This window comes from Bradyrhizobium sp. SZCCHNS3016, from assembly GCF_032484535.1.
GTDB lineage: Bacteria > Pseudomonadota > Alphaproteobacteria > Rhizobiales > Xanthobacteraceae > Bradyrhizobium.
In genome coordinates this window covers 20,040-37,920 of the sequence record NZ_JAUETE010000004.1, presented here as the reverse complement: position 1 = coordinate 37,920, position 17,881 = coordinate 20,040, and the positions used below count along the sequence as shown (strand labels likewise).

Here is a 17,881-nt window from a genome sequence, read left to right as displayed (position 1 = left end):
CCCGCGCTCCGGTGTTTCGCTGTTCCGTCGAGCTGACTTCCACGGGGCTTTCATGCTCTCCTTCATCGCCCAGCGCGTCGTGAAGGGCGTCATCGTCCTTCTCGCCATCATCGTGCTGAATTTCTTCCTGATCCGGCTGGCGCCGGGCGATCCGGCCGTGGTGATGGCCGGCGAAGCCGGCGCCTCCGACCAGCTCTTCGTGGCGCAGCTGCGCGAAAAATTCGGCCTCGACCGTCCGCTGCCGGAACAGCTCCTCATCTACGTCAAGGGCATCGCCAGCCTCGACCTCGGCTTCTCGTTCCGCCAGCAGGCGCCGGTCGCCAGGCTGATCGCCGAGCGGCTGCCGGCGACCCTGCTGCTGACGCTCACCGCGTTCGCGATCTCGCTCGGTCTCGGCATCCTGTTCGGCGCGCTCGCCGCGCGCTTCGCCGGCACGATCCTCGATACTGCAATTACTGTGCTCGCGCTGATCTTCTACGCGACGCCGCTGTTCTGGATCGCCCTGATCGCGATCCTGCTGTTCTCGGTCTGGGTCGATTGGTTGCCGAGCTTCGGCTATGAAACGGTCGGTGCCGGCTATACGGGAGTCCGCCATGCGCTCGACGTCGCCGCACATCTCGCCATGCCGGCTGCCACGCTCGGCCTGTTCTTCATGGCGACCTACACCCGCATGACCCGCGCTTCGATGCTCGAAGTCAAGCGGCTCGACTTCGTCAAGACCGCGCGCGCCAAGGGCCTGCGCGATGGCGTCATCCTGCGCCGCCACGTGCTGCGCAACGCGCTGCTGCCGGTGGTGACCCTCGCCGGCGTTCACGCCGGCACCCTGGTTGGCGGCGCGGTGCTGACCGAGACGGTCTTCGCCTGGCCGGGCATCGGACGGCTGATGTACGACGCGCTGATCCAGCGCGACTACAACCTGCTGCTTGGCGTGTTCGTGGTCTCCTCGGCCATGGTGCTGATCTTCAATCTCGTCACCGATCTCGTCTACCGACTGGTCGATCCGCGCATCGAGTACGCCTCATGAGGCAGTTCTGGCGCACCATGCTGCGCAGCCCGAGCGGCATCATCGGGCTGATCATTCTCGCTCTGGCGATCGTGATCGCGGTGGCCGGGCCGTTGTGCTTTCCCAACTCGCCGTGGCGCATGGTGCAGCGGCCGTTCGTCCCGCCGTTCACGCTGTCGAAGGTCCCGCTCGGCACCGATGCGCTCGGACGCGACGTGCTCGCCGGCCTGATCTTCGGCGCCCGCGTCTCGTTGCTGGTCGGTCTCGTCTCGACACTCGTTGCGCTAATCGTCGGCGTGCCGCTCGGCGCCATCGCCGGCTATTTCGGCGGCCGCGTCGATGATGCGCTGATGCGCTTCACCGAGTTCTTCCAGACCATCCCGAGCTTCGCGCTCGCCATCGTGCTGGTCGCGATCCTGCAGCCGTCGATCTATTCGATTGTCGCCGCCATCGGCCTCGTCAGCTGGCCGCCGGTGGCGCGGCTGGTGCGTGGCGAGGTGCTGTCCTTGCGGACCCGCGAATATGTCCAGGCCGCCGTCGTCACCGGCCAGAGCAATGCCTGGATCATCTGGCGCGAGATTCTGCCCAACGCGCTGTCGCCGGTGATCGTGCTGGCCTCGCTGATGGTCGCGACCGCGATCCTCCTGGAATCCTCGCTGTCGTTCCTCGGCCTCGGCGATCCCAACCTGATCTCCTGGGGCTACATGGTCGGCGCCGGTCGCACCGTCATTCGTCAGGCGTGGTGGATCACGGTGTTTCCTGGCGTCGCGATCCTGCTGTCGGTGCTCGGCCTCAATCTGATCGGCGAGGGGCTGAACGATGCGCTCAACCCGCGCCTGTCGCGCGAGGGCAGGTGAGAAGATGGCCGAACCCGTCGTTGCCATCAGGAACCTCCGCATTGCCTTGCCGACGGGCGCAGAGCGCGCCCATGCGGTCGACGGCGTCTCGTTCGATCTCACCGCCGGCAAAATCGTCTGCGTGGTCGGCGAATCCGGCTCGGGCAAGTCGATGTGCGCGCATGCGCTGCTCGGCCTGCTGCCGGATACTGTCAGAGTCGAAAGCGGCGAGATCCGCTTCGAGGGACGCGACCTGCTTGCCGTCGACGCCGAAGGCTGGCGCGATCTGCGCGGCCGCCGCATCGCCATGGTGTTCCAGGAGCCGATGACCGCGCTCAATCCGCTGATGCGGATCGGCGAGCAACTGATGGAGGTGTTCGAAGCGCATGATCTGCTGAGCCCCCGGGAGCGCCGCGCCAAGGCGCTGGCGCTGGCGCGCGAGGTCGGGCTGCCTGATCCCGAGCGCATCATCCGCGCCTATCCGCATCAGCTCTCCGGCGGCCAGCGCCAGCGGGCGATGATCGCGATGGCACTCGCGCTCGAGCCGGCCGTGCTCGTCGCGGACGAGCCGACCACCGCGCTCGACGTCACGACCCAGGCGCAGATCCTCAAGCTGATCCGCAACCTGCAGGCCAGCCACAACATGGCGGTGATGTTCATCACCCATGATTTCGGCGTCGTCGCCGATATCGCCGACCAGGTCGTGGTGCTGCGTCATGGCAGGGTGGTGGAGGAGGGCACGGCCGCCGCCGTGCTCGGCCATCCGCAGCATGACTACACCAAGGCGCTGCTCGCCGCCGTGCCGTCGTTCGATCCGCCGCCACGGCAATCACGCGAGGATGCGCCTCGGGCGGTGGAGGTGATCGGCCTCGACAAGACATATGTGACGCCGACCGGCTGGTTCCGTCCGAAGCGCGAGACGCGCGCGGCGCATGCGGTCAATTTCGCAATCCACCAGGGCGAGACGCTCGGACTCGTCGGCGAGTCCGGCTCGGGGAAGTCATCCGTTGCGCGTCTGGTGATGCGGCTGATCGAGGCCGATCGCGGCACGGTGCGGATCGGCGATGTCGATCTCACGGCGCTGGACGGCCGCGCATTGCGCGCGCAGCGTCATCGCATCCAGATGATCTTCCAGGATCCGTTCGCCTCGCTCAACCCGCGCCGCAAGGTCGGCCGCATCATCGCCGACGGCATGGTCGCCCGCGGCACCGCGCTCGACGCAGCGCTGAAACGCGCGCAGGAACTGCTCGGCATGGTCGGGCTCGACGCCGGCGCCATCGGCCGCTACCCGCATGAATTCTCCGGCGGCCAGCGTCAGCGCATCGGCATTGCGCGCGCGCTCGCGCTCGATCCGGAGATCATCGTCGCGGATGAAGCGGTGTCGGCGCTCGACGTGTCCGTCCAGGCGCAGGTGTTGCGGCTCCTGGAAGATTTGAAGGCGCGCCTTGGTCTGTCGATGCTGTTCATCACGCATGACCTGCGGGTGGCCGCGCAGATCTGCGATCGGATCGCCGTCATGCAGAAGGGCGAGATCGTCGAGCTGAAGCCGACCGCGGCGCTGTTCGCCAATCCCGAACACGCCTATACGCGCGAGCTGCTCGCTGCCGTGCCCGGCCGCAAGCACGGGATGGCGTGATTGTGCGTAAGCCGTCGGCCGGTCGGAACGATGGGGCACCGGGTCGGGTTCAATTCCTTGCAACATCTTCGGCGTATTTGGATTATAATAGGAAGGGCCCCCGATGAGGCCGCAGGGTGGTCGTCCAAGCCGGTCCGCGCCAAGACAGCGGGCTCCGTCTACCCGAGGCCGTCATTGAACCGTGCCCATGCTATGCCAGTCTCGACAGGATGTCGCAGCGGCGTTCACCATCCCAACGAGGACTCTCATCATGTCGGAGCGCAAGCCAACGGCTGCCGTGCGCGAGGCTCACAAGGCCTTCAAGCCGGCCGAGCCGCCGAGGAGCGACTATGAAAAGGCTCAGACCGCGTTCGATCAGAACCGCGAGCGACTGAAGGCTGAGCGCCTGGCGCGCGAAGCGGCCGACAACGCCGGTAAACAACCGAAAAAGCTGGCGTGAACGCCAGCCTCTTCCCGTCGGGTCCGTCGTTTTCGGCGGACATGCCGTCGTTCGCTCAGCTGCGCGGTGTTGCAGAGGTGAGTGGATCCCGCGGCCGATCACGATCGGGGCGCGTCGAGGTCGTGGAGGGCAGCACGCCCGGCCGCGACGCAGGTACCTTCTTGACGGGCGCAGGCAGCAAGCCTTCGCGGATGGCCAGCTTGCGCGCGACTTTGCGTTGGCGCCTGATCGCATCGGATTTCTCGCGCGTCTTGCGTTCCGATGGCTTCTCGTAGGATCTGCGGCGCTTCATCTCGCGGAATACGCCTTCGCGCTGCATCTTCCGCTTCAGGATGCGCAACGCCTTCTCGACGTCGTTGTCACGAACAAGAACCTGCAAAAGTGTCCTCCTTGTCTTCATCTCTATCGATGAAATTGGGTTGGCGAAGCCGATCGGCGCTGCGGCGGGCGAGCGGCGCGCTCAGCAGAGCGGCGTCAATGAAACGTGTTGCTCACAATGTGATGAGCCACGATACGTGCGAGACACGATGATCCCCTTCGTCGGAAGGCGGGAGCACGAGCGTCTCTCAGCCATCGATGGCCAGGCCGTTACCGATGGTCCAGTGAAGATAAGGGCAATTTGCTGATATTGCCAGCGTGAGCCGACTCACGTTCCCAGCCCTCGGCAAACTATATTTGCCGCGCGGCCTTGTAATCCCCCAGAAAATCTCTACTTTGAGGTAGTTCGATTAGCCGCTGTGCCTTTCTGAATGTGCCCGTGGGCTATTTCCAAAAGTCATTGCTCAGTTGAATGAGGATCGCGTGATGGTCGCGCGATTAATGATTTGGAGATAGACATGCAGGGTACCGTCAAGTGGTTCAACGGCCAGAAGGGCTTTGGTTTCATTCAGCCGGAGGATGGCGGGAACGACGTGTTCGTTCACATCAGCGCGGTTGAACGCGCTGGTCTCGCTGGCCTGGCTGAAGGCCAGAAAGTCAGTTTTGAGGTCAAGACGGACAAGATGCGCGGTAAAACCAGCGCAGAAAATCTCGCGCTGGTCTGATCGTACTGATCTGACGTCTTGGGCCATTTCACGGATGTACTGAAATGGCTGGTTTGCCCGCTCGATCCTGTATTGAGCGGGCTTTCTGCGTCTCGACGGTAACCCGCATCTCCGGAAGGATCAGTCGATGGCCACCAAGAGGATGTCAGAACGCTCCCCCGAAAGCATTGCGCGGTCAGAGCGCCAGCGCGTCGCCGCCGAGGACGGAGCAAAGGCGCGCGCCGAATGGGACCAGCGCGCGATGGCGGTCCGCAAGAACATGGAGCGGCTGCGCGTGTTGCGGCTCGCCAAGGAAGCGGAAGCTGCGCAAGCGGGTCCTGTTGCTGCGCCTGCGCCGAAGCGGCGGAAGAAGGTCGCTCGCTAGGGCTGCTTCATCTCGCCTTCCGATGTCGGCTGCGCCGGTGGAACTAGCGGAACTTCAGATCCGTTGCTGGTGCTCGAACAGACGGGCGATCCATGCCTGATCATTACGCCTCAACCGCGTCCCGCGTACAGATCCGACCTTCGTACCGAGGAGGCTGACGTGGCCAAGTTGACAGCTACAGACGTTCGCATTGCAAAGGACGAGACGCAGCGTGGAGGCCAGACGATCGCATTTGCGCTTGCAATCGGCGCTACGCGGCAGGTCTGTCATCTCGAGACCTGCTTCGGCACACGCAATCAGGCGTTCGCTTATCTGCAGCGAAACCGCACGGCGTTCGAGCAGATGGCGCGCGAGCAGTTCGCCCGTGGCGAGGTGACCGACGGCGTCATCCATCTGCGCATGATCTGAGGCGATCCGCCACGCGCGAGCCTCCGAAGACGCTGCTCGACCCGCAACGCGCTGTTGCTGCTACTCCGCCTTCTGTTTGACCGGAAGCGGTACGCGCTCATAGGACGCGGGCAGATTGACGGGCCGGTAGTCCTGCGATTCCGCGATCCGCATCAGCACGCTCTCGTGGATGAACGCGCCCTCGGGAATAAAGCGCGGCTCGCAATTCGGAATGTAGAATCCGAAATGGGCCTTGCCCTCCGGCCATTCCTTGTACGTCGCGCTCTTCGGCAGCCATTCGAGCAGCCGCCAGGCCGGCGTCATCGAATCGTGCAGGTGGCCCTGGACGCTCGGCGCCACATAGGAGAACGGGCTGTTCTTGCGCTGCACGCCCCAGGCGAGCTGATTCACCGTGCGCGGATTGACCGTCAGCCCGGCCTCGACCGCCTCGTCGATCATCCACAGCAGCGGATATTTCGAAGCCGCCGACTGCACTTCGGGATAACCGCCGCCGACGTCGGAATGCACGCCGGCGAACCACACCTGTTTGGCGTCCTGCGGTCGCGCCTGCGCCCTGTTGAAGCGGTTCGGCGTGAAGGTCTGCGGCATACCCCACTGCTTCAGCCGGAACATGCAGCGGCGCTCGTCGATCGCCGCAGCCTGGCGGAAGATCTTCACGCTCGGGTTCTCGATCGTGAAGGCGAGCTCCTCGAGGCTCGGCAGCGCGAACAGCCGGTCGGTGCGCGGCACGATCACGCTCGCGACCGTGTCCCACACGCCGACGAAATGGATCGTCGGCCAGCGTGCCGAGGTGATGCGCGCGAACTGAGCGGCCTGGTCGTCGCGGCTCTCCGGGACCGGCCCGTCCTCCTCGGTGCTCTCGACCTCGGTGGTGATGCCGCGTCCGGCCTTCGGATTGTCGGAGGAATACTTCTTGTAGGCGATCACGCCAGGGCCGGCGAGGTTGATCTGGCCGGGCGAGATCAGCCCGACCTTATGGATCAGCCCGGCCAGCACGCGCACGGCGTAGGCGCCGCGCGAGAAGCCGAACAGGAAGATGCGGTCGCCGTCCTGGTAATGCGTGGCCAGGAAGGAGTAGGCGTTGATGACGTTGTCGTCGAGGCCGTAGCCGGTCGCGAGCCCCAGCACCATGTTGAAATTGGCCTTGAAGCGGTGCCAGCTGTCGGGCTGGGTCAAGGTGCCGACGCCGGGATCGTAGAACACGGATTGATGCGGCGTGGTCTTGTCGGTCTTGCGCAGGCAGCGATAGAGCTTGAGTACGTTCGAGATGTTTTCGCTGATCTCGTTGCCGGTGCCGTCGCAGCAGATGACAATATTCTTCATGGCAAAGGAATGTCCGCGATAATGCTACCACAACGAGTGTAGAGCATCCGGCTGGTGTTGGGGAGGTCGGTTCCTATGGCACTTCGTCTGGGTCGCTGTTGCGCGCCGCGCGACGGACATCACGAAGTGACCGAATGGCCCACTGTACGAACGGATGGTCACTCGACGTGTCCTGCCGCCCCGCAGCCGGCTGCCGTGTCCAGAGTTGTCCGTTGGTCACGGCATCCGCATGCGAAACGGCCGGATCTCTCGACCCGGCCGTTTCGACATCTCATTCTGCTCGAAGCCCCGCCCGTGATGCGTCCGGCTTCTGCATCAATCTTGAATTTCGGCTTGCTCTCTCAGCTCGCCTTGGCGACCGGGGCAGCGTCCGCCGCTTTCTTCTCGATGGCGCGCTTCAGCTCCAGCGCGCGCGGCGACAGCGCCGCGGCGTTGGCCTTGAGCAGATAGGCGTCGAGGCCGCCATTGTGGTCGACGCTCTTGAGCGCGTTGGTCGAGACGCGCAGGCGCACGTTGCGGCCGAGTACATCCGAGATGAAGGTCACGTTGCACAGGTTCGGCAGGAAGCGCCGCTTGGTCTTGATGTTGGAATGGCTGACCTTGTGGCCAACCTGGGGGCCCTTGGCCGTCAGTTCACAGCGCCGCGACATGGCAGTAAATCCTCTCTCATCCCCGCACCCTTCGTCCGCCTGTGTCGGCGGGCCGCGGGGGTCCAAAACTCGTCCAGCTCGTCTCTGGGAGATGCGGTCCTATAGGGGGGATGCGGCTTTTCGTCAAGGTTTTGAGGGATGGGGCCGGTAGCACCTTAGCCACGCGCCGAATCGCAGGGATGCCTCGCTTCACGGCGGCGGTATTTGCGCCCGCGGCACGGCGTTCGGCCATAGGCGTCCGCATGGCCGTTTTTCTCCGAAAGACGTCGTACAATCAACATCATAGCCGATCGCCGGAGACCACATAAAGGGCGTATTCGGGCGTGATGAGTGGACGTTCGCGCGATGGCGCGTCAAACCGGCCCGTCGAGCCCCGGCTGATTGCAGGGGCTCACGGGGAGTTGGGCCGCCCGATGCGGCTTCGCCGGAAGCGGAGCCGGACGTAAAGCGCTGGACAATCGGCCAGGATGTGACCGGTTCGCGTTGTTCAGGAGCGGTTTTGGCGTAAGTAACAGCAGTGGCGCGGCACAGGGGCCGGGGCCCGACAAGCGGATCGGCAGGACCATTTCGACGTGACCAACAGCACGGCCTTCTTCCGTTTCCGGCGCCTGGCGGTGGCCGGCTCCATCGCGGCGCTCCTGCTGCTGGCCCCCCACGGCGCCCGAGCACAGGCCCGGCTGGACGCCCAATATGAGGCTTCGCTGGCTGGCATCCCCGTCGGCAAGGGCACCTGGGCGGTCGAAATCGGGGATGATCAGTATGGCGCCGCAGCTCAGGGCGGCACCGCGGGCCTGCTCAAGAGCTTCTCCCAAGGATCGGGCACCGGGTCGGTGCAGGGACGCGTCGTCAACGGCGCCCTGGTCGGGCAGAGCTACCAGGCCTCGACCACCACGGGAAAGAAGTCCGAGCAGATCCGCATCAATCTGCAGAACGGCACCGTGAAGGATTTCGCCATCGAGCCGACGCCGCCGGTCGATCCCGACCGCATTCCGGTAACGGATGCCCACAAGCGCGGCGTGCTCGATCCGATGACGGCCTCGCTGGTGCGGGTGCCGGGCAATGGCGAGCTGCTGTCGCCGGACTCGTGCCGCGGCGCTGCGCCCGTGTTCGACGGCCGCATGCGCTACGAGCTCAAGCTCGACTACAAGCGCATGGAGAACGTCAAGGCGGACAAAGGCTATCGTGGCCCGGCGCTGGTCTGTGCGGTCTACTTCACGCCGGTCGCGGGTTACATCCCGGACCGGCCGGTGATCAAATATCTCGCCCAGGCCCGCAACATGGAGATATTCTTCGTGCCGCTCGCGGGCACGCGCATCCTGGTGCCGTTCCGGGTCGTGATTCCGACCTCTTTCGGCAAGGCGATGCTCGAGGCCACCTCCTTCATCACCCAGGCCTCGCCGCACGTCGCGAAAACGCAGTAGCGCGCGGCGGAATCCTCGTTGTCCGGCCGGCGCCGTCATTGCGAGGCCGCCCGGAAAGCCAGCATGTGTGATCCGGCGCGCGGCCTGAACGACGGCTCGCGTGAATCCGTTTGACTCTTCGCCGATTCTGATTCGACTCGGGTCTGCTCGAAAACAGCGCCAGTTCCCTCGCGAAAGCGTTGCTTGTCGAGACCATGAAAACTTGATCTAGTGCTGCCTTGATCGCTCGGCGCGAGATGTTGCGGTGAACGAAGCCGGAAAGGCGCCGGAGTCAGCGATTCGGGCGTGATTCGTTCTCAAGGCGTTCCGAAGCTTAAGCTGCGTCCCTATATGCGTAGCAATGTGACACAGGTGTGAGGATCGCAGCCTTCCAGAACGACGATAATTCCAGCATCCATCGCGCCTGACCCGCGCGCCTGCAACGCCGGCCTCGAGACCCAATTTAACGAATGGCTTTTTCGTCTTCTTCGGCAGCCTCGCCTTTCGAGCGCGCGTCCGACCGTGCTCCCGGAAGCGGCGTCACCGCCGTGCTCGGCCCCACCAACACCGGCAAGACGCATCTGGCGATCGAGCGCATGCTCGCGCATTCCTCCGGCATCATCGGACTGCCGCTGCGGCTGCTCGCGCGCGAGGTCTACAACAAGATCGCCGATCGCGTCGGCAGCGAGGCCGTCGCGCTGATCACCGGCGAGGAGAAGATCAAGCCGAAGAACCCGCGCTACTGGGTGTCGACCGTCGAGGCGATGCCCAGGGATCTCGACGCGTCGTTCCTCGCGGTCGACGAGATCCAGATCGCCGCCGATCTCGAGCGCGGCCACGTCTTCACCGACCGCATCCTCAACCGGCGGGGCCGCGACGAGACGCTGCTGCTCGGGGCTGCGACGATGCGCCCCATCATCGAGCGGCTGCTGCCGGGCGTATCGACCGTGACGCGGCCGCGGCTGTCGCAGCTCGAATTCGCCGGCGACCGCAAGATTACGCGGCAGCCGCGCCGGACTGCCATCGTGGCCTTCTCGGCCGACGAGGTCTACGCCATCGCCGAGCTGATCCGCCGCCAGCATGGCGGCGCCGCTGTGGTCCTGGGATCGCTGTCGCCGCGAACCCGCAACGCGCAGGTGGCGATGTTCCAGAACGGCGACGTCGACTATCTCGTCGCCACCGACGCGATCGGCATGGGGCTCAACCTCGACGTCGACCACGTCGCCTTCGCGTCCGACCGCAAGTATGACGGCTATCAGTTCCGCCGGCTCACGCCGTCGGAGTTTGCCCAGATCGCGGGCCGTGCCGGGCGGGCAACGCGCAACGGCACGTTCGGCACCACCGGGCGTTGTGCGCCGTTCGAGCCCGAGCTGGTCAATGCGCTCCAGAACCACACCTTCGATACCGTGAAGGTGCTGCAATGGCGGAACTCCAGGCTTGATTTCGCGTCCTTGAGCGCGCTTCAGGTCTCATTGGCGATCGCGCCGGGGCATGAGGCGCTGACGCGCGCGCCGATCGCGGAGGATCTGCGCGTGCTCGATCATGCCGCGCGCGACGCCGAGGTGCGCGACATGGCGCATGGCGCGGCCGCGGTCGAGCGTCTCTGGGAAACCTGCCAGATCCCCGATTATCGCAGGCTGTCGCCGGCCGCCCATGCGGAGCTGGTGACCACCGTGTTCGGCTTCCTGATGCAGAAGGGGCGTATTCCGGACGCCTGGTACGCCGCACAGGTCGATCAGGCCGACCGCGTCGATGGCGACATCGACACGCTGTCGGGGCGGATTGCACAGATTCGTACCTGGACCTTCGTGGCCAACCGGCCAGACTGGCTGCGCGACCCTGATTATTGGCAGGGGATTACCCGCGAGCTCGAAAATAAATTGTCAGACGCCCTTCATGAACGGCTCACGGAGCGTTTCGTTGATCGTCGTACCAGTGTATTGATGCGGCGCCTGCGGGAGAACAGTGTTTTGAATACGGAAATCGGCAAGACCGGCGAAGTGATCGTTGAAGGGCACGCGATCGGCCGCCTGGATGGATTCACCTTCGCGCCCGACGCCGCCGAAGCCGGCTCGGAGGCCAAGGCCTTGCAGGCTGCTGCCCAGAAGGCGCTGGCCGGCGAGATCGAGGCGCGCGCCGAGAAGCTGTCCAGCGCGCCCGACGAGCACATCGTGCTCACCGCCGACGGCACGGTGCGCTGGACCGGCGACGCGGTCGCCAAGCTGGTCGCGGCCGACGACGCGCTGCATCCGCGCCTGCGCATCATCGCCGACGAGCGGCTGACGGGTGCTGCGCGCGACAAGGTGCAGGCGCGGCTCGATCTCTGGCTGAAGACGCATATCGAGAAGCTGCTCGGCCCGCTGTTCGAATTGTCCAAGGCCGAGGACATCACCGGTATCGGCCGCGGCATCGCGTTCCAATTGGTGGAGGCGCTCGGCGTCATCGAGCGCGCCAAGATCGCGGCCGAGATGAAGGATCTCGACCAGCCGTCGCGCGCCACGCTGCGCAAATATGGCGTGCGCTTCGGCGCCTATCACATCTACGTCCCGGCGCTGCTCAAGCCGGCGGCGCGCGCGCTCGCTGCGCTGCTGTGGGCCGAGAAGCAGGGCAATGTCGACATGTCCGCGCTGACCGGCGCGCAGCATCTGGCGAGCTCGGGCCGTACCTCGTTCCCGGTCGACAAGGCGCTGCCGCGCGATGCCTATCGCGTGCTCGGCTACAAGCAGGCGGGCGAGCGCGCGGTGCGCGTCGACATCCTGGAGCGGCTGGCCGACCTGATTCGTCCCGCCCTGGCCTGGCGCGACAATGCACCGGGCGAAAAGCCAGCCGGCGCCTTCGACGGCCGCGGCTTCGTAGTGACGCAGGCGATGACCTCGCTCACCGGTTCGGCCGGCGAGGACTTCGCCTCGATCCTGCGTGCGCTCGGCTATCGCATGGAGAAGCGTCCGCCCCTGCCACCCAAGCCGGCTGAGAAGCCCGTCGAGGCTGCTGCTGCCGAGGCCGCTGCTGTGGAGACCGCTCCGGCTGAGCCGGCAGAAGCGCAGGCCGTGCCGGGCGAGGACCTCGCACTTATCGCCGGCGAGCCGGCCGACGAGCAAGTTCCCACCGTCGCGGAGGCCGCCGTCGCTCCGGTGACCGAGCAGACTGTCGCCGTGCCCGCGGCGGTCGGCGAGGAGCAGGCGGAAACCGCGTCGGTGTCGGCCCTGGCATCGCTGCCGACCGTCGATTTCGTCACGCCCGATGCGGCGGACGACGCGTCCGTGGCCGAAACGGTTGCCGAAAGCGTCGTCGCCGAGGCGGAAACCGCCGTTGCTGCGGATGCGCCGCAGCCAGAAGCCGCTGAGGCCGTCGCGCACGAGGCAGCAAGCATCGGCGATGCTTCGGCTGAAGCTGCCGCGGCTGAAGCTGCTGCGGGATCTACCGCGACCGCGGCTTCTCCGGCCGAGGCCGCCGCTGCCGCCGAGCCCGTCCTGGTCGAGGTCTGGCGGCCGGGCGGGCGCTCGGAGGAGCGCAGGCCGCGCCACGACCATCATCATCGCGGCCGGCCCAACCGTCCGCAGCATGAGCGCGGGCAGGCTGCCGGTGGCGGCCAGGCGGCTGCTGGGACGGCCCCGGCCGAGGGCGGCGAGGCGCGCGAGCGCCATCATCGCGGCCAGGGCCGACGCGACCGGATGAAGGAGTTCGGCAAGGACTTCCGCAAGGGCCCGCCGGAGGCTGGTGCGGCTCCAGCCGAGGGTGCATCAGCGCCGGCGCGCGAGGATCGTGGGCCGCGCCGCGACCATGACGCCAAGGGGCGCGACCAGAACCGCGATCGCAACAAGGGCGGCAAGTTCGGTGGTGAGGGACGCGGCGGCCGCGACTTCGGCAAGGGCGGTCGCGACAAGCGCGACAGCGGTCCGGCGCTGCGGCCCTATGCCTCGAGTGGCGGCGGAGGCCGGGATCGCGACCGCCCGGTCGATCCCAACTCGCCGTTCGCCAAGCTTGCTGCGCTCAAGGAGCAGCTCGCGGCGAACAACCGCAAGGATTGAGCGACAAGATCGGTTGGCAAGATAGGTTGGAAGGACAACGCCGACGTCCGACACCCCGTCAGAGCGCCAGCGCCTCGACAAATGGCTGTGGCATGCGCGGCTGGTGAAGGCGCGCACCAGCGCCGCGGCGCTGGTGTCGTCGGGCCATGTCCGGATCAATGGCGTGCGCGAGACCTCGCCCGGCCACGGGGTGAAGACCGGTGACGTGCTGACCATCGCGCTCGACCGCAGCGTGCGCGTGCTCAAGGTGACCGGCTTTGCCGAGCGCCGCGGCGATGCCGCCTCCGTGCGCGGACTGTACGATGATCTGGATGGCGGACGATCCTGATCGATTGCGCCAGATCGATTGCGCCAGAGCAATTTCCGGTTCAGTTCTTCGCCCCGCTTCACTTGCGGCACAACACGTCCTGCGCTAGTCCAAGCCAGCCGAATTGTCGATCCGTTCCGGAGCCTTGGATGACTTACGTCGTCACCGAAAACTGTATCAAGTGCAAATACACCGATTGCGTTGAGGTCTGCCCGGTAGACTGCTTCTACGAGGGTGACAACATGCTGGTCATTCATCCGGACGAATGCATCGATTGCGGCGTGTGCGAGCCGGAATGTCCGGCCGACGCGATCAAGCCGGATACCGAGCCGGGGCTGGAGAAGTGGCTGGGCGTGAACGCCGAATATGCCAAGTCCTGGCCCAACATCACCCAGAAGAAGGACCCGCCGGCCGACGCCAAGGAGCACGACGGCGAGGATGGAAAGTTCCAGAAATATTTTTCGTCGAAGCCCGGCGCCGGAGACTGACGGTCGTCTCGCTACCTGCGCGTTCACCAGCGCGCCCCGGCCTGCGGGGCACCGTCGCGCCGATCGAAATCGTTACGCGGAAACAATGGCCTAGAACACCTCTTGTGGCGAGCGGGACGCGCTGCACGAGTTGTTCTATTCCGGCACGCTTCACTTAACCCTAACTTCGTGGATCCGTCACAATACCGCCCCTGCGGCCTCTAAATCATTGATTTTTGCGGCAAATGTGCTATATATAGCACATTCTCAGAGCCGAACCCGGCCATGCGTAACCTTTTTTGGCCGCCCTTTTAGGTTCCCGCAACATCAAACAGGGGCGTGGCAGTTCCGCGCGCAGGCTGTGTCACAGAAAACGCGTAAAAAGAGTGCTTCCAAGAGTACAAAAAAAGCCGCCGCGGCCAGCCGCAGCGTTTCCAAGGGCCGTGCCCGGGCTCCTGTAAAGGAGATTCGGGCTGCCGCGAAGGCCTCGGCTGCCAAGTCCACTAAGAACAAAAGAAGCGCAATGCCTGAAAAGACTGCCAAGACTGCCGCGAAAGCATCCGCCGCGAAGACCACTCTTGCAAAGGACTCTGTTGCCAAGGCTGCGCCTGCCAAGGCCGCCGCTGCGCCCAAGGCTGCCACCAAGACCGCCGTTCCTGCCGCTGCTGCCCCTGTTGCCAAGCCCGCTGTCGCCGCCAAGCCGGCTGCTCCCGCCGCGGCCGCGCCGCGGGTCGAGGAAAAGAAGCTGCCGACCCAGCGCCAGGGCTTCAAGACCAACGAATTCGTCGTCTATCCGGCTCACGGCGTCGGCCAGATCCTGGCCATCGAGGAGCAGGAGATCGCGGGCGCCAAGCTCGAGCTGTTCGTCATCAACTTCATCAAGGACAAGATGACGCTGCGCGTGCCGACCGCCAAGGTCGCCAATGTCGGCATGCGCAAGCTGTCCGACCCGGCGCTGGTGAAGAAGGCGCTGGAGACCCTGAAGGGCCGCGCCCGCGTCAAGCGCACCATGTGGTCGCGTCGCGCCCAGGAATACGAAGCGAAGATCAATTCGGGCGACATCGTCGCGATCGCGGAGGTCGTGCGCGATCTCTACCGTTCGGAGTCGCAGCCCGAGCAGTCCTACAGCGAACGCCAGCTCTACGAAGCGGCGCTCGACCGTCTGTCGCGCGAGATCGCCGTCGTGCAGCACTCGACCGAGACCGAGGCCGTCAAGGAGATCGAGACGCAGCTCGCCAAGAGCCCGCGCCGCGGTGCCAAGACCGAAGCCGATGCGGTCGCCGAAGGTGATGCCGACGCCGAGGGCGATGATATCGACGGCGACGACACCGCCGTGGCCGACGAGGCCGCCTGATCGACCGTTAGCGCGTTTTCCAATTAGTTGCTTACGAAAGCCCGGCCGCGAGGTCGGGCTTTTTGCTTGTGGCCTGTCGCAGTGCCTCGCTCTGCGGCCCTGTCCCGGCCTTGAGCTGGGATCCATAATCACAGGCCGTTGTGGTTGCGGAGGACCGCTGCCCAGCGCGATCAACGGTGGAGAGCGGTGGCTATGGGTCCCCGCGTTCGCGGGACGACACCACTTGTCAGGCGCGATGTCGCAACGCATCTCGCTGCCGGACGTCGCTCCCTGTCGCGAGCAGGTTGCCCTCGGAGGCTTCCCCGTCACTCCACCACGATCTTGACGCGGTCGCGGACCTTGACCTGGGCGCGGGCGTCGAGGCCGTTGAGAACGCGGAAGCGCTCGACCGGACGGTCGACGCCGGTCATGCGGTGCGCGAGCGACTCGACCGTGTCGCCCGGCTGCACGGTGATCACCTTGATGCGCAGCGGCCGCGCCGACTGGATCTCCTCCAGGCTGAGCCGGCGGAACGAGTTCACCGTCTCCCGCGCATTGCGCTCGCTCTCGGTGGTCTTCTGGCGCGAGGCGAAGATGAAGCGGTAGACGTCGCTGCCGACGCGCAGCGCGTAGACCTTGAACTGCCAGGGATCGCCGCTCGCCGAGGTCGAGGCCGCCGGGAAGCCGTTGATCGTCAGCTCCTCTGTCGCCGACTTGTCGACGTTCTCCATCCAGCCGGAATTCAGATAGTCGCCGAGCGTCTGCTGGGCCGGCACGCGCACCACGTCGAAGCGCATCGCCTGGGCGCCGCCTTCGCGCACGCCGATCACGGCCTGCGCAGTGTTGTCGAGCGTGAAGTTCTCCGGCGCCTGGAAGGTGAAGCCGAGCTTCGGATGCAGGAAGCGCCGTCCGCGCACGAAGCCCTCGCTCGGGTCCTCGCCGTAGACGATGTTGTCGACCGCAGCCAAGTAGGTCTCACGGTCGTGCTCCCTGGCCTCGGGGGAGACGTATTGCTTGGCGATGGCGGCCGCGTTCTGCACCCGCTCCGGCGTCGCCGGATGCGACGACAGGAAGTCCTGCGCGCGCGGGTCGATCGCCACCTTGCCGGCCTTCAGCTCGGCGTTGCGCTCCATCGAGCTCAGGAAGCGCGCCGCGCCGTAGGGATCGAACTTCGCCTTGGCGGAGATGCCGACGCCGATGCCGTCGGCCTCGAACTCCTGGGTGCGAGAGAAGCTCGCCATCGTCAGCTTGGTCTTGGCGAGCGCCAGCGCCGTCAGGTCCGGATCGTTGCCCATGTCGGAGACGACGCGGGTCACCACCGCGGCCTGCCGCGCCTGGTCCTCGCGAATCGCAGCATGGCGCGCCAGCACATGCGCCATCTCGTGGCTCAGCACCGACGACAATTCGGAGGTGTCGTTGGCGAGCGCAATCAGGCCGCGCGTCACGTAGAGCTGGCCGGTCGGCAGCGCGAAGGCGTTGACCGCACCGGAGTTCAGGATCGTGACCTTGTAGCCCTGGTCGGGCCGATCGGACACGGCCACCAGCCGGTCGACGATCTTGCTGATCAGGCCCTCGAGCTGGGGATCCTCATAGGCGCCGCCATAAGTTGCAAGAATGCGTTCGTGCTCGCGATCGCTCGCCGGCGTCGTCTGCACCATCGCCGGCTTCGGCCGCGGCGTCGGCATCGGCGCCGTCGCCTGCTGCAACTTGCCCATGTCGCTGCAACCGGACAACGCCAGTCCCAGGCACAGCAACGCCGGTGCGATCCACGAACCGCAGTTCGTCACCGTCATGCACTTTCGAACAGACAGGCTCACGTCGCTACTCACGTACCTCAGCGGTCAATTCCCGCTCAAAATCTCGATCTGGGCGATCTGCGTCAGTTCCAGTCTTGGACCCGCATGCGCTTCGATCCAACCGCGCACGCGAACCTGTCGATTCGCAAGTGATTTGACGTCGATGCCGGCACCTTCCAATACCGCCATCATACGCTTTGGAATAGTCACCGCGAAGCCCCGTGTCCAGCTACGAGCGAAGTTCAGATAAGTTGTTGTCCCCGTCTGTCGTACGGACAACACCTTCCCTTCGACAACCGTAAATTGCCCTACGCGAGACAAAATATCGTCTGGACTTTCCGTGTTTTTTATGACGGTCCCAATCTTCCAGAGACCGCGTCCGGCGCTGCGTGCCTCGGCTTCCGCCGCACCCAGGCTGAGGGCGCAATCCCGGTCCGGCAGGTCGATCCCGCGCAGCACGGTGCCCTGCCGGAGCAGCTCGCTCTGCACCGGCTGGTCCGCACCGGCCACGAAGGCGAAGGTGCGCTGCCGGCCGTAGCGGTCCGGAGTGTCGTCCTCACCGCGCAGCACGACGTCGCGGCCGCGCAGCAGCATGCCCAGCGCATCGATCGCTGCCGCGCGCTGCTCGTCCGGCGGCGCCTCGATGCCGGCGAGCCTGACCTCGCGGCCGTCGTCGAGACGGAAGCTGCGCGCATCGATGATCTCGCTGACGTGGCCTTCGCCGAGCTCGGCGAACATGCACGGCGAGGCGTGGCTCGCCGACATCATCACGATGATCGCGACGCTCGCACCCAGCGCAATCGGCCTCCATCTGCTCTGCATTCTGCGCACTCTCGCCATGCTGCATC

16 protein-coding genes and 1 pseudogene are annotated in these 17,881 nt (G+C 65.6%); 12 read left to right on the top strand and 5 right to left on the bottom strand.

The features are described from left to right. Nucleotides 1-52 precede the first annotated feature (52 nt). The 4 genes from QW881_RS10085 (at nucleotide 53) to QW881_RS10070 (ending at nucleotide 3,914) form a co-directional block, all read left to right on the top strand. On the top strand, nucleotides 53-1,024 hold the full coding sequence (locus QW881_RS10085) for an ABC transporter permease (RefSeq protein WP_315756918.1): 972 nt from the start codon (nucleotides 53-55) through the stop codon (nucleotides 1,022-1,024). Continuing rightward, nucleotides 1,021-1,860 (top strand): ABC transporter permease, encoded by an 840-nt coding sequence (locus QW881_RS10080; protein WP_315756919.1) that lies wholly within the window; start codon nucleotides 1,021-1,023, stop codon nucleotides 1,858-1,860. Before QW881_RS10085 ends, QW881_RS10080 begins: the two co-directional genes overlap by 4 nt. 4 nt (nucleotides 1,861-1,864) lie before the next feature. Next, the gene (locus QW881_RS10075; protein ID WP_315756920.1) at nucleotides 1,865-3,475 is read left to right on the top strand and encodes an ABC transporter ATP-binding protein; all 1,611 of its coding nucleotides are present in this window, start codon (nucleotides 1,865-1,867) and stop codon (nucleotides 3,473-3,475) included. A 250-nt stretch (nucleotides 3,476-3,725) separates the two neighbouring features. Continuing rightward, nucleotides 3,726-3,914 (top strand): hypothetical protein, encoded by a 189-nt coding sequence (locus QW881_RS10070; protein WP_315735157.1) that lies wholly within the window; start codon nucleotides 3,726-3,728, stop codon nucleotides 3,912-3,914. Between the two features lie 55 nt (nucleotides 3,915-3,969). On the opposite strand, the gene rpsU is transcribed toward QW881_RS10070, so the two are convergent. Continuing rightward, nucleotides 3,970-4,293 (bottom strand): 30S ribosomal protein S21, encoded by a 324-nt coding sequence (rpsU, locus tag QW881_RS10065; RefSeq protein ID WP_315756921.1) that lies wholly within the window; start codon nucleotides 4,291-4,293, stop codon nucleotides 3,970-3,972. Between the two features lie 457 nt (nucleotides 4,294-4,750). Here rpsU and QW881_RS10060 point away from each other — a divergent pair, with 457 nt between their 5' ends. The 3 genes from QW881_RS10060 (at nucleotide 4,751) to QW881_RS10050 (ending at nucleotide 5,729) form a co-directional block, all read left to right on the top strand. After that, the gene (locus tag QW881_RS10060; RefSeq protein WP_315735153.1) at nucleotides 4,751-4,957 is read left to right on the top strand and encodes a cold-shock protein; all 207 of its coding nucleotides are present in this window, start codon (nucleotides 4,751-4,753) and stop codon (nucleotides 4,955-4,957) included. Nucleotides 4,958-5,084: 127 nt separating this feature from the next. Beyond that, the gene (locus QW881_RS10055; protein ID WP_315735151.1) at nucleotides 5,085-5,321 is read left to right on the top strand and encodes a transcriptional regulator; all 237 of its coding nucleotides are present in this window, start codon (nucleotides 5,085-5,087) and stop codon (nucleotides 5,319-5,321) included. Nucleotides 5,322-5,384: 63 nt separating this feature from the next. After that, nucleotides 5,385-5,729, top strand: a complete 345-nt coding sequence (locus tag QW881_RS10050) for a hypothetical protein (RefSeq protein WP_315756922.1) — start codon at nucleotides 5,385-5,387, stop codon at nucleotides 5,727-5,729. A 60-nt stretch (nucleotides 5,730-5,789) separates the two neighbouring features. Here QW881_RS10050 and QW881_RS10045 read toward each other — a convergent pair whose 3' ends face one another. Together QW881_RS10045 and rpmB are read right to left on the bottom strand one after the other, a co-directional pair. Continuing rightward, nucleotides 5,790-7,052 (bottom strand): DUF2235 domain-containing protein, encoded by a 1,263-nt coding sequence (locus QW881_RS10045; RefSeq protein WP_315756923.1) that lies wholly within the window; start codon nucleotides 7,050-7,052, stop codon nucleotides 5,790-5,792. A gap of 341 nt (nucleotides 7,053-7,393) precedes the next feature. Further along, complete coding sequence (gene rpmB / locus QW881_RS10040) at nucleotides 7,394-7,702, bottom strand: 50S ribosomal protein L28 (RefSeq protein ID WP_315735146.1); 309 nt, start codon at nucleotides 7,700-7,702, stop codon at nucleotides 7,394-7,396. A 641-nt stretch (nucleotides 7,703-8,343) separates the two neighbouring features. On the opposite strand from rpmB, the gene QW881_RS10035 reads away from it, so the two are divergent. The 5 genes and pseudogenes from QW881_RS10035 (at nucleotide 8,344) to QW881_RS10015 (ending at nucleotide 15,258) form a co-directional block, all read left to right on the top strand. Beyond that, nucleotides 8,344-9,123: a DUF3108 domain-containing protein gene (locus QW881_RS10035; RefSeq protein ID WP_315756949.1), complete on the top strand. Its 780-nt coding sequence runs from the start codon at nucleotides 8,344-8,346 to the stop codon at nucleotides 9,121-9,123. A gap of 449 nt (nucleotides 9,124-9,572) precedes the next feature. After that, nucleotides 9,573-13,130: a helicase-related protein gene (locus QW881_RS10030; protein ID WP_315756924.1), complete on the top strand. Its 3,558-nt coding sequence runs from the start codon at nucleotides 9,573-9,575 to the stop codon at nucleotides 13,128-13,130. A gap of 61 nt (nucleotides 13,131-13,191) precedes the next feature. Then, nucleotides 13,192-13,458 (top strand): annotated as a pseudogene (locus QW881_RS10025) (RNA-binding S4 domain-containing protein); the annotation flags it as partial. A gap of 128 nt (nucleotides 13,459-13,586) precedes the next feature. Then, on the top strand, nucleotides 13,587-13,925 hold the full coding sequence (gene fdxA / locus QW881_RS10020; protein WP_315715248.1) for a ferredoxin FdxA: 339 nt from the start codon (nucleotides 13,587-13,589) through the stop codon (nucleotides 13,923-13,925). A gap of 502 nt (nucleotides 13,926-14,427) precedes the next feature. Beyond that, nucleotides 14,428-15,258: a CarD family transcriptional regulator gene (locus QW881_RS10015; protein WP_315715249.1), complete on the top strand. Its 831-nt coding sequence runs from the start codon at nucleotides 14,428-14,430 to the stop codon at nucleotides 15,256-15,258. A gap of 305 nt (nucleotides 15,259-15,563) precedes the next feature. Here QW881_RS10015 and QW881_RS10010 read toward each other — a convergent pair whose 3' ends face one another. Both QW881_RS10010 and QW881_RS10005 read right to left on the bottom strand, forming a co-directional pair. Continuing rightward, nucleotides 15,564-17,030 (bottom strand): M48 family metalloprotease, encoded by a 1,467-nt coding sequence (locus QW881_RS10010; RefSeq protein WP_315756925.1) that lies wholly within the window; start codon nucleotides 17,028-17,030, stop codon nucleotides 15,564-15,566. Nucleotides 17,031-17,078: 48 nt separating this feature from the next. Then, nucleotides 17,079-17,855, bottom strand: coding sequence for a thermonuclease family protein (locus tag QW881_RS10005; protein ID WP_409998993.1), 777 nt, complete (start codon nucleotides 17,853-17,855; stop codon nucleotides 17,079-17,081). Nucleotides 17,856-17,881: the final 26 nt, after the last annotated feature.

Coding starts and splice junctions, on each gene's coding strand:
- QW881_RS10075 (WP_315756920.1), top strand. CDS start 1,865: ATGGCCGAACCCGTCGTTGCCATCAGGAACCTCCGCATTGCCTTGCCG.
- QW881_RS10030 (WP_315756924.1), top strand. CDS start 9,573: ATGGCTTTTTCGTCTTCTTCGGCAGCCTCGCCTTTCGAGCGCGCGTCC.
- QW881_RS10055 (WP_315735151.1), top strand. CDS start 5,085: ATGGCCACCAAGAGGATGTCAGAACGCTCCCCCGAAAGCATTGCGCGG.
- QW881_RS10045 (WP_315756923.1), bottom strand. CDS start 7,052: ATGAAGAATATTGTCATCTGCTGCGACGGCACCGGCAACGAGATCAGC.
- QW881_RS10085 (WP_315756918.1), top strand. CDS start 53: ATGCTCTCCTTCATCGCCCAGCGCGTCGTGAAGGGCGTCATCGTCCTT.
- QW881_RS10070 (WP_315735157.1), top strand. CDS start 3,726: ATGTCGGAGCGCAAGCCAACGGCTGCCGTGCGCGAGGCTCACAAGGCC.
- rpmB (WP_315735146.1), bottom strand. CDS start 7,702: ATGTCGCGGCGCTGTGAACTGACGGCCAAGGGCCCCCAGGTTGGCCAC.
- QW881_RS10080 (WP_315756919.1), top strand. CDS start 1,021: ATGAGGCAGTTCTGGCGCACCATGCTGCGCAGCCCGAGCGGCATCATC.
- QW881_RS10060 (WP_315735153.1), top strand. CDS start 4,751: ATGCAGGGTACCGTCAAGTGGTTCAACGGCCAGAAGGGCTTTGGTTTC.
- QW881_RS10010 (WP_315756925.1), bottom strand. CDS start 17,030: ATGACGGTGACGAACTGCGGTTCGTGGATCGCACCGGCGTTGCTGTGC.
- QW881_RS10005 (WP_409998993.1), bottom strand. CDS start 17,855: ATGCAGAGCAGATGGAGGCCGATTGCGCTGGGTGCGAGCGTCGCGATC.
- fdxA (WP_315715248.1), top strand. CDS start 13,587: ATGACTTACGTCGTCACCGAAAACTGTATCAAGTGCAAATACACCGAT.
- QW881_RS10015 (WP_315715249.1), top strand. CDS start 14,428: ATGCCTGAAAAGACTGCCAAGACTGCCGCGAAAGCATCCGCCGCGAAG.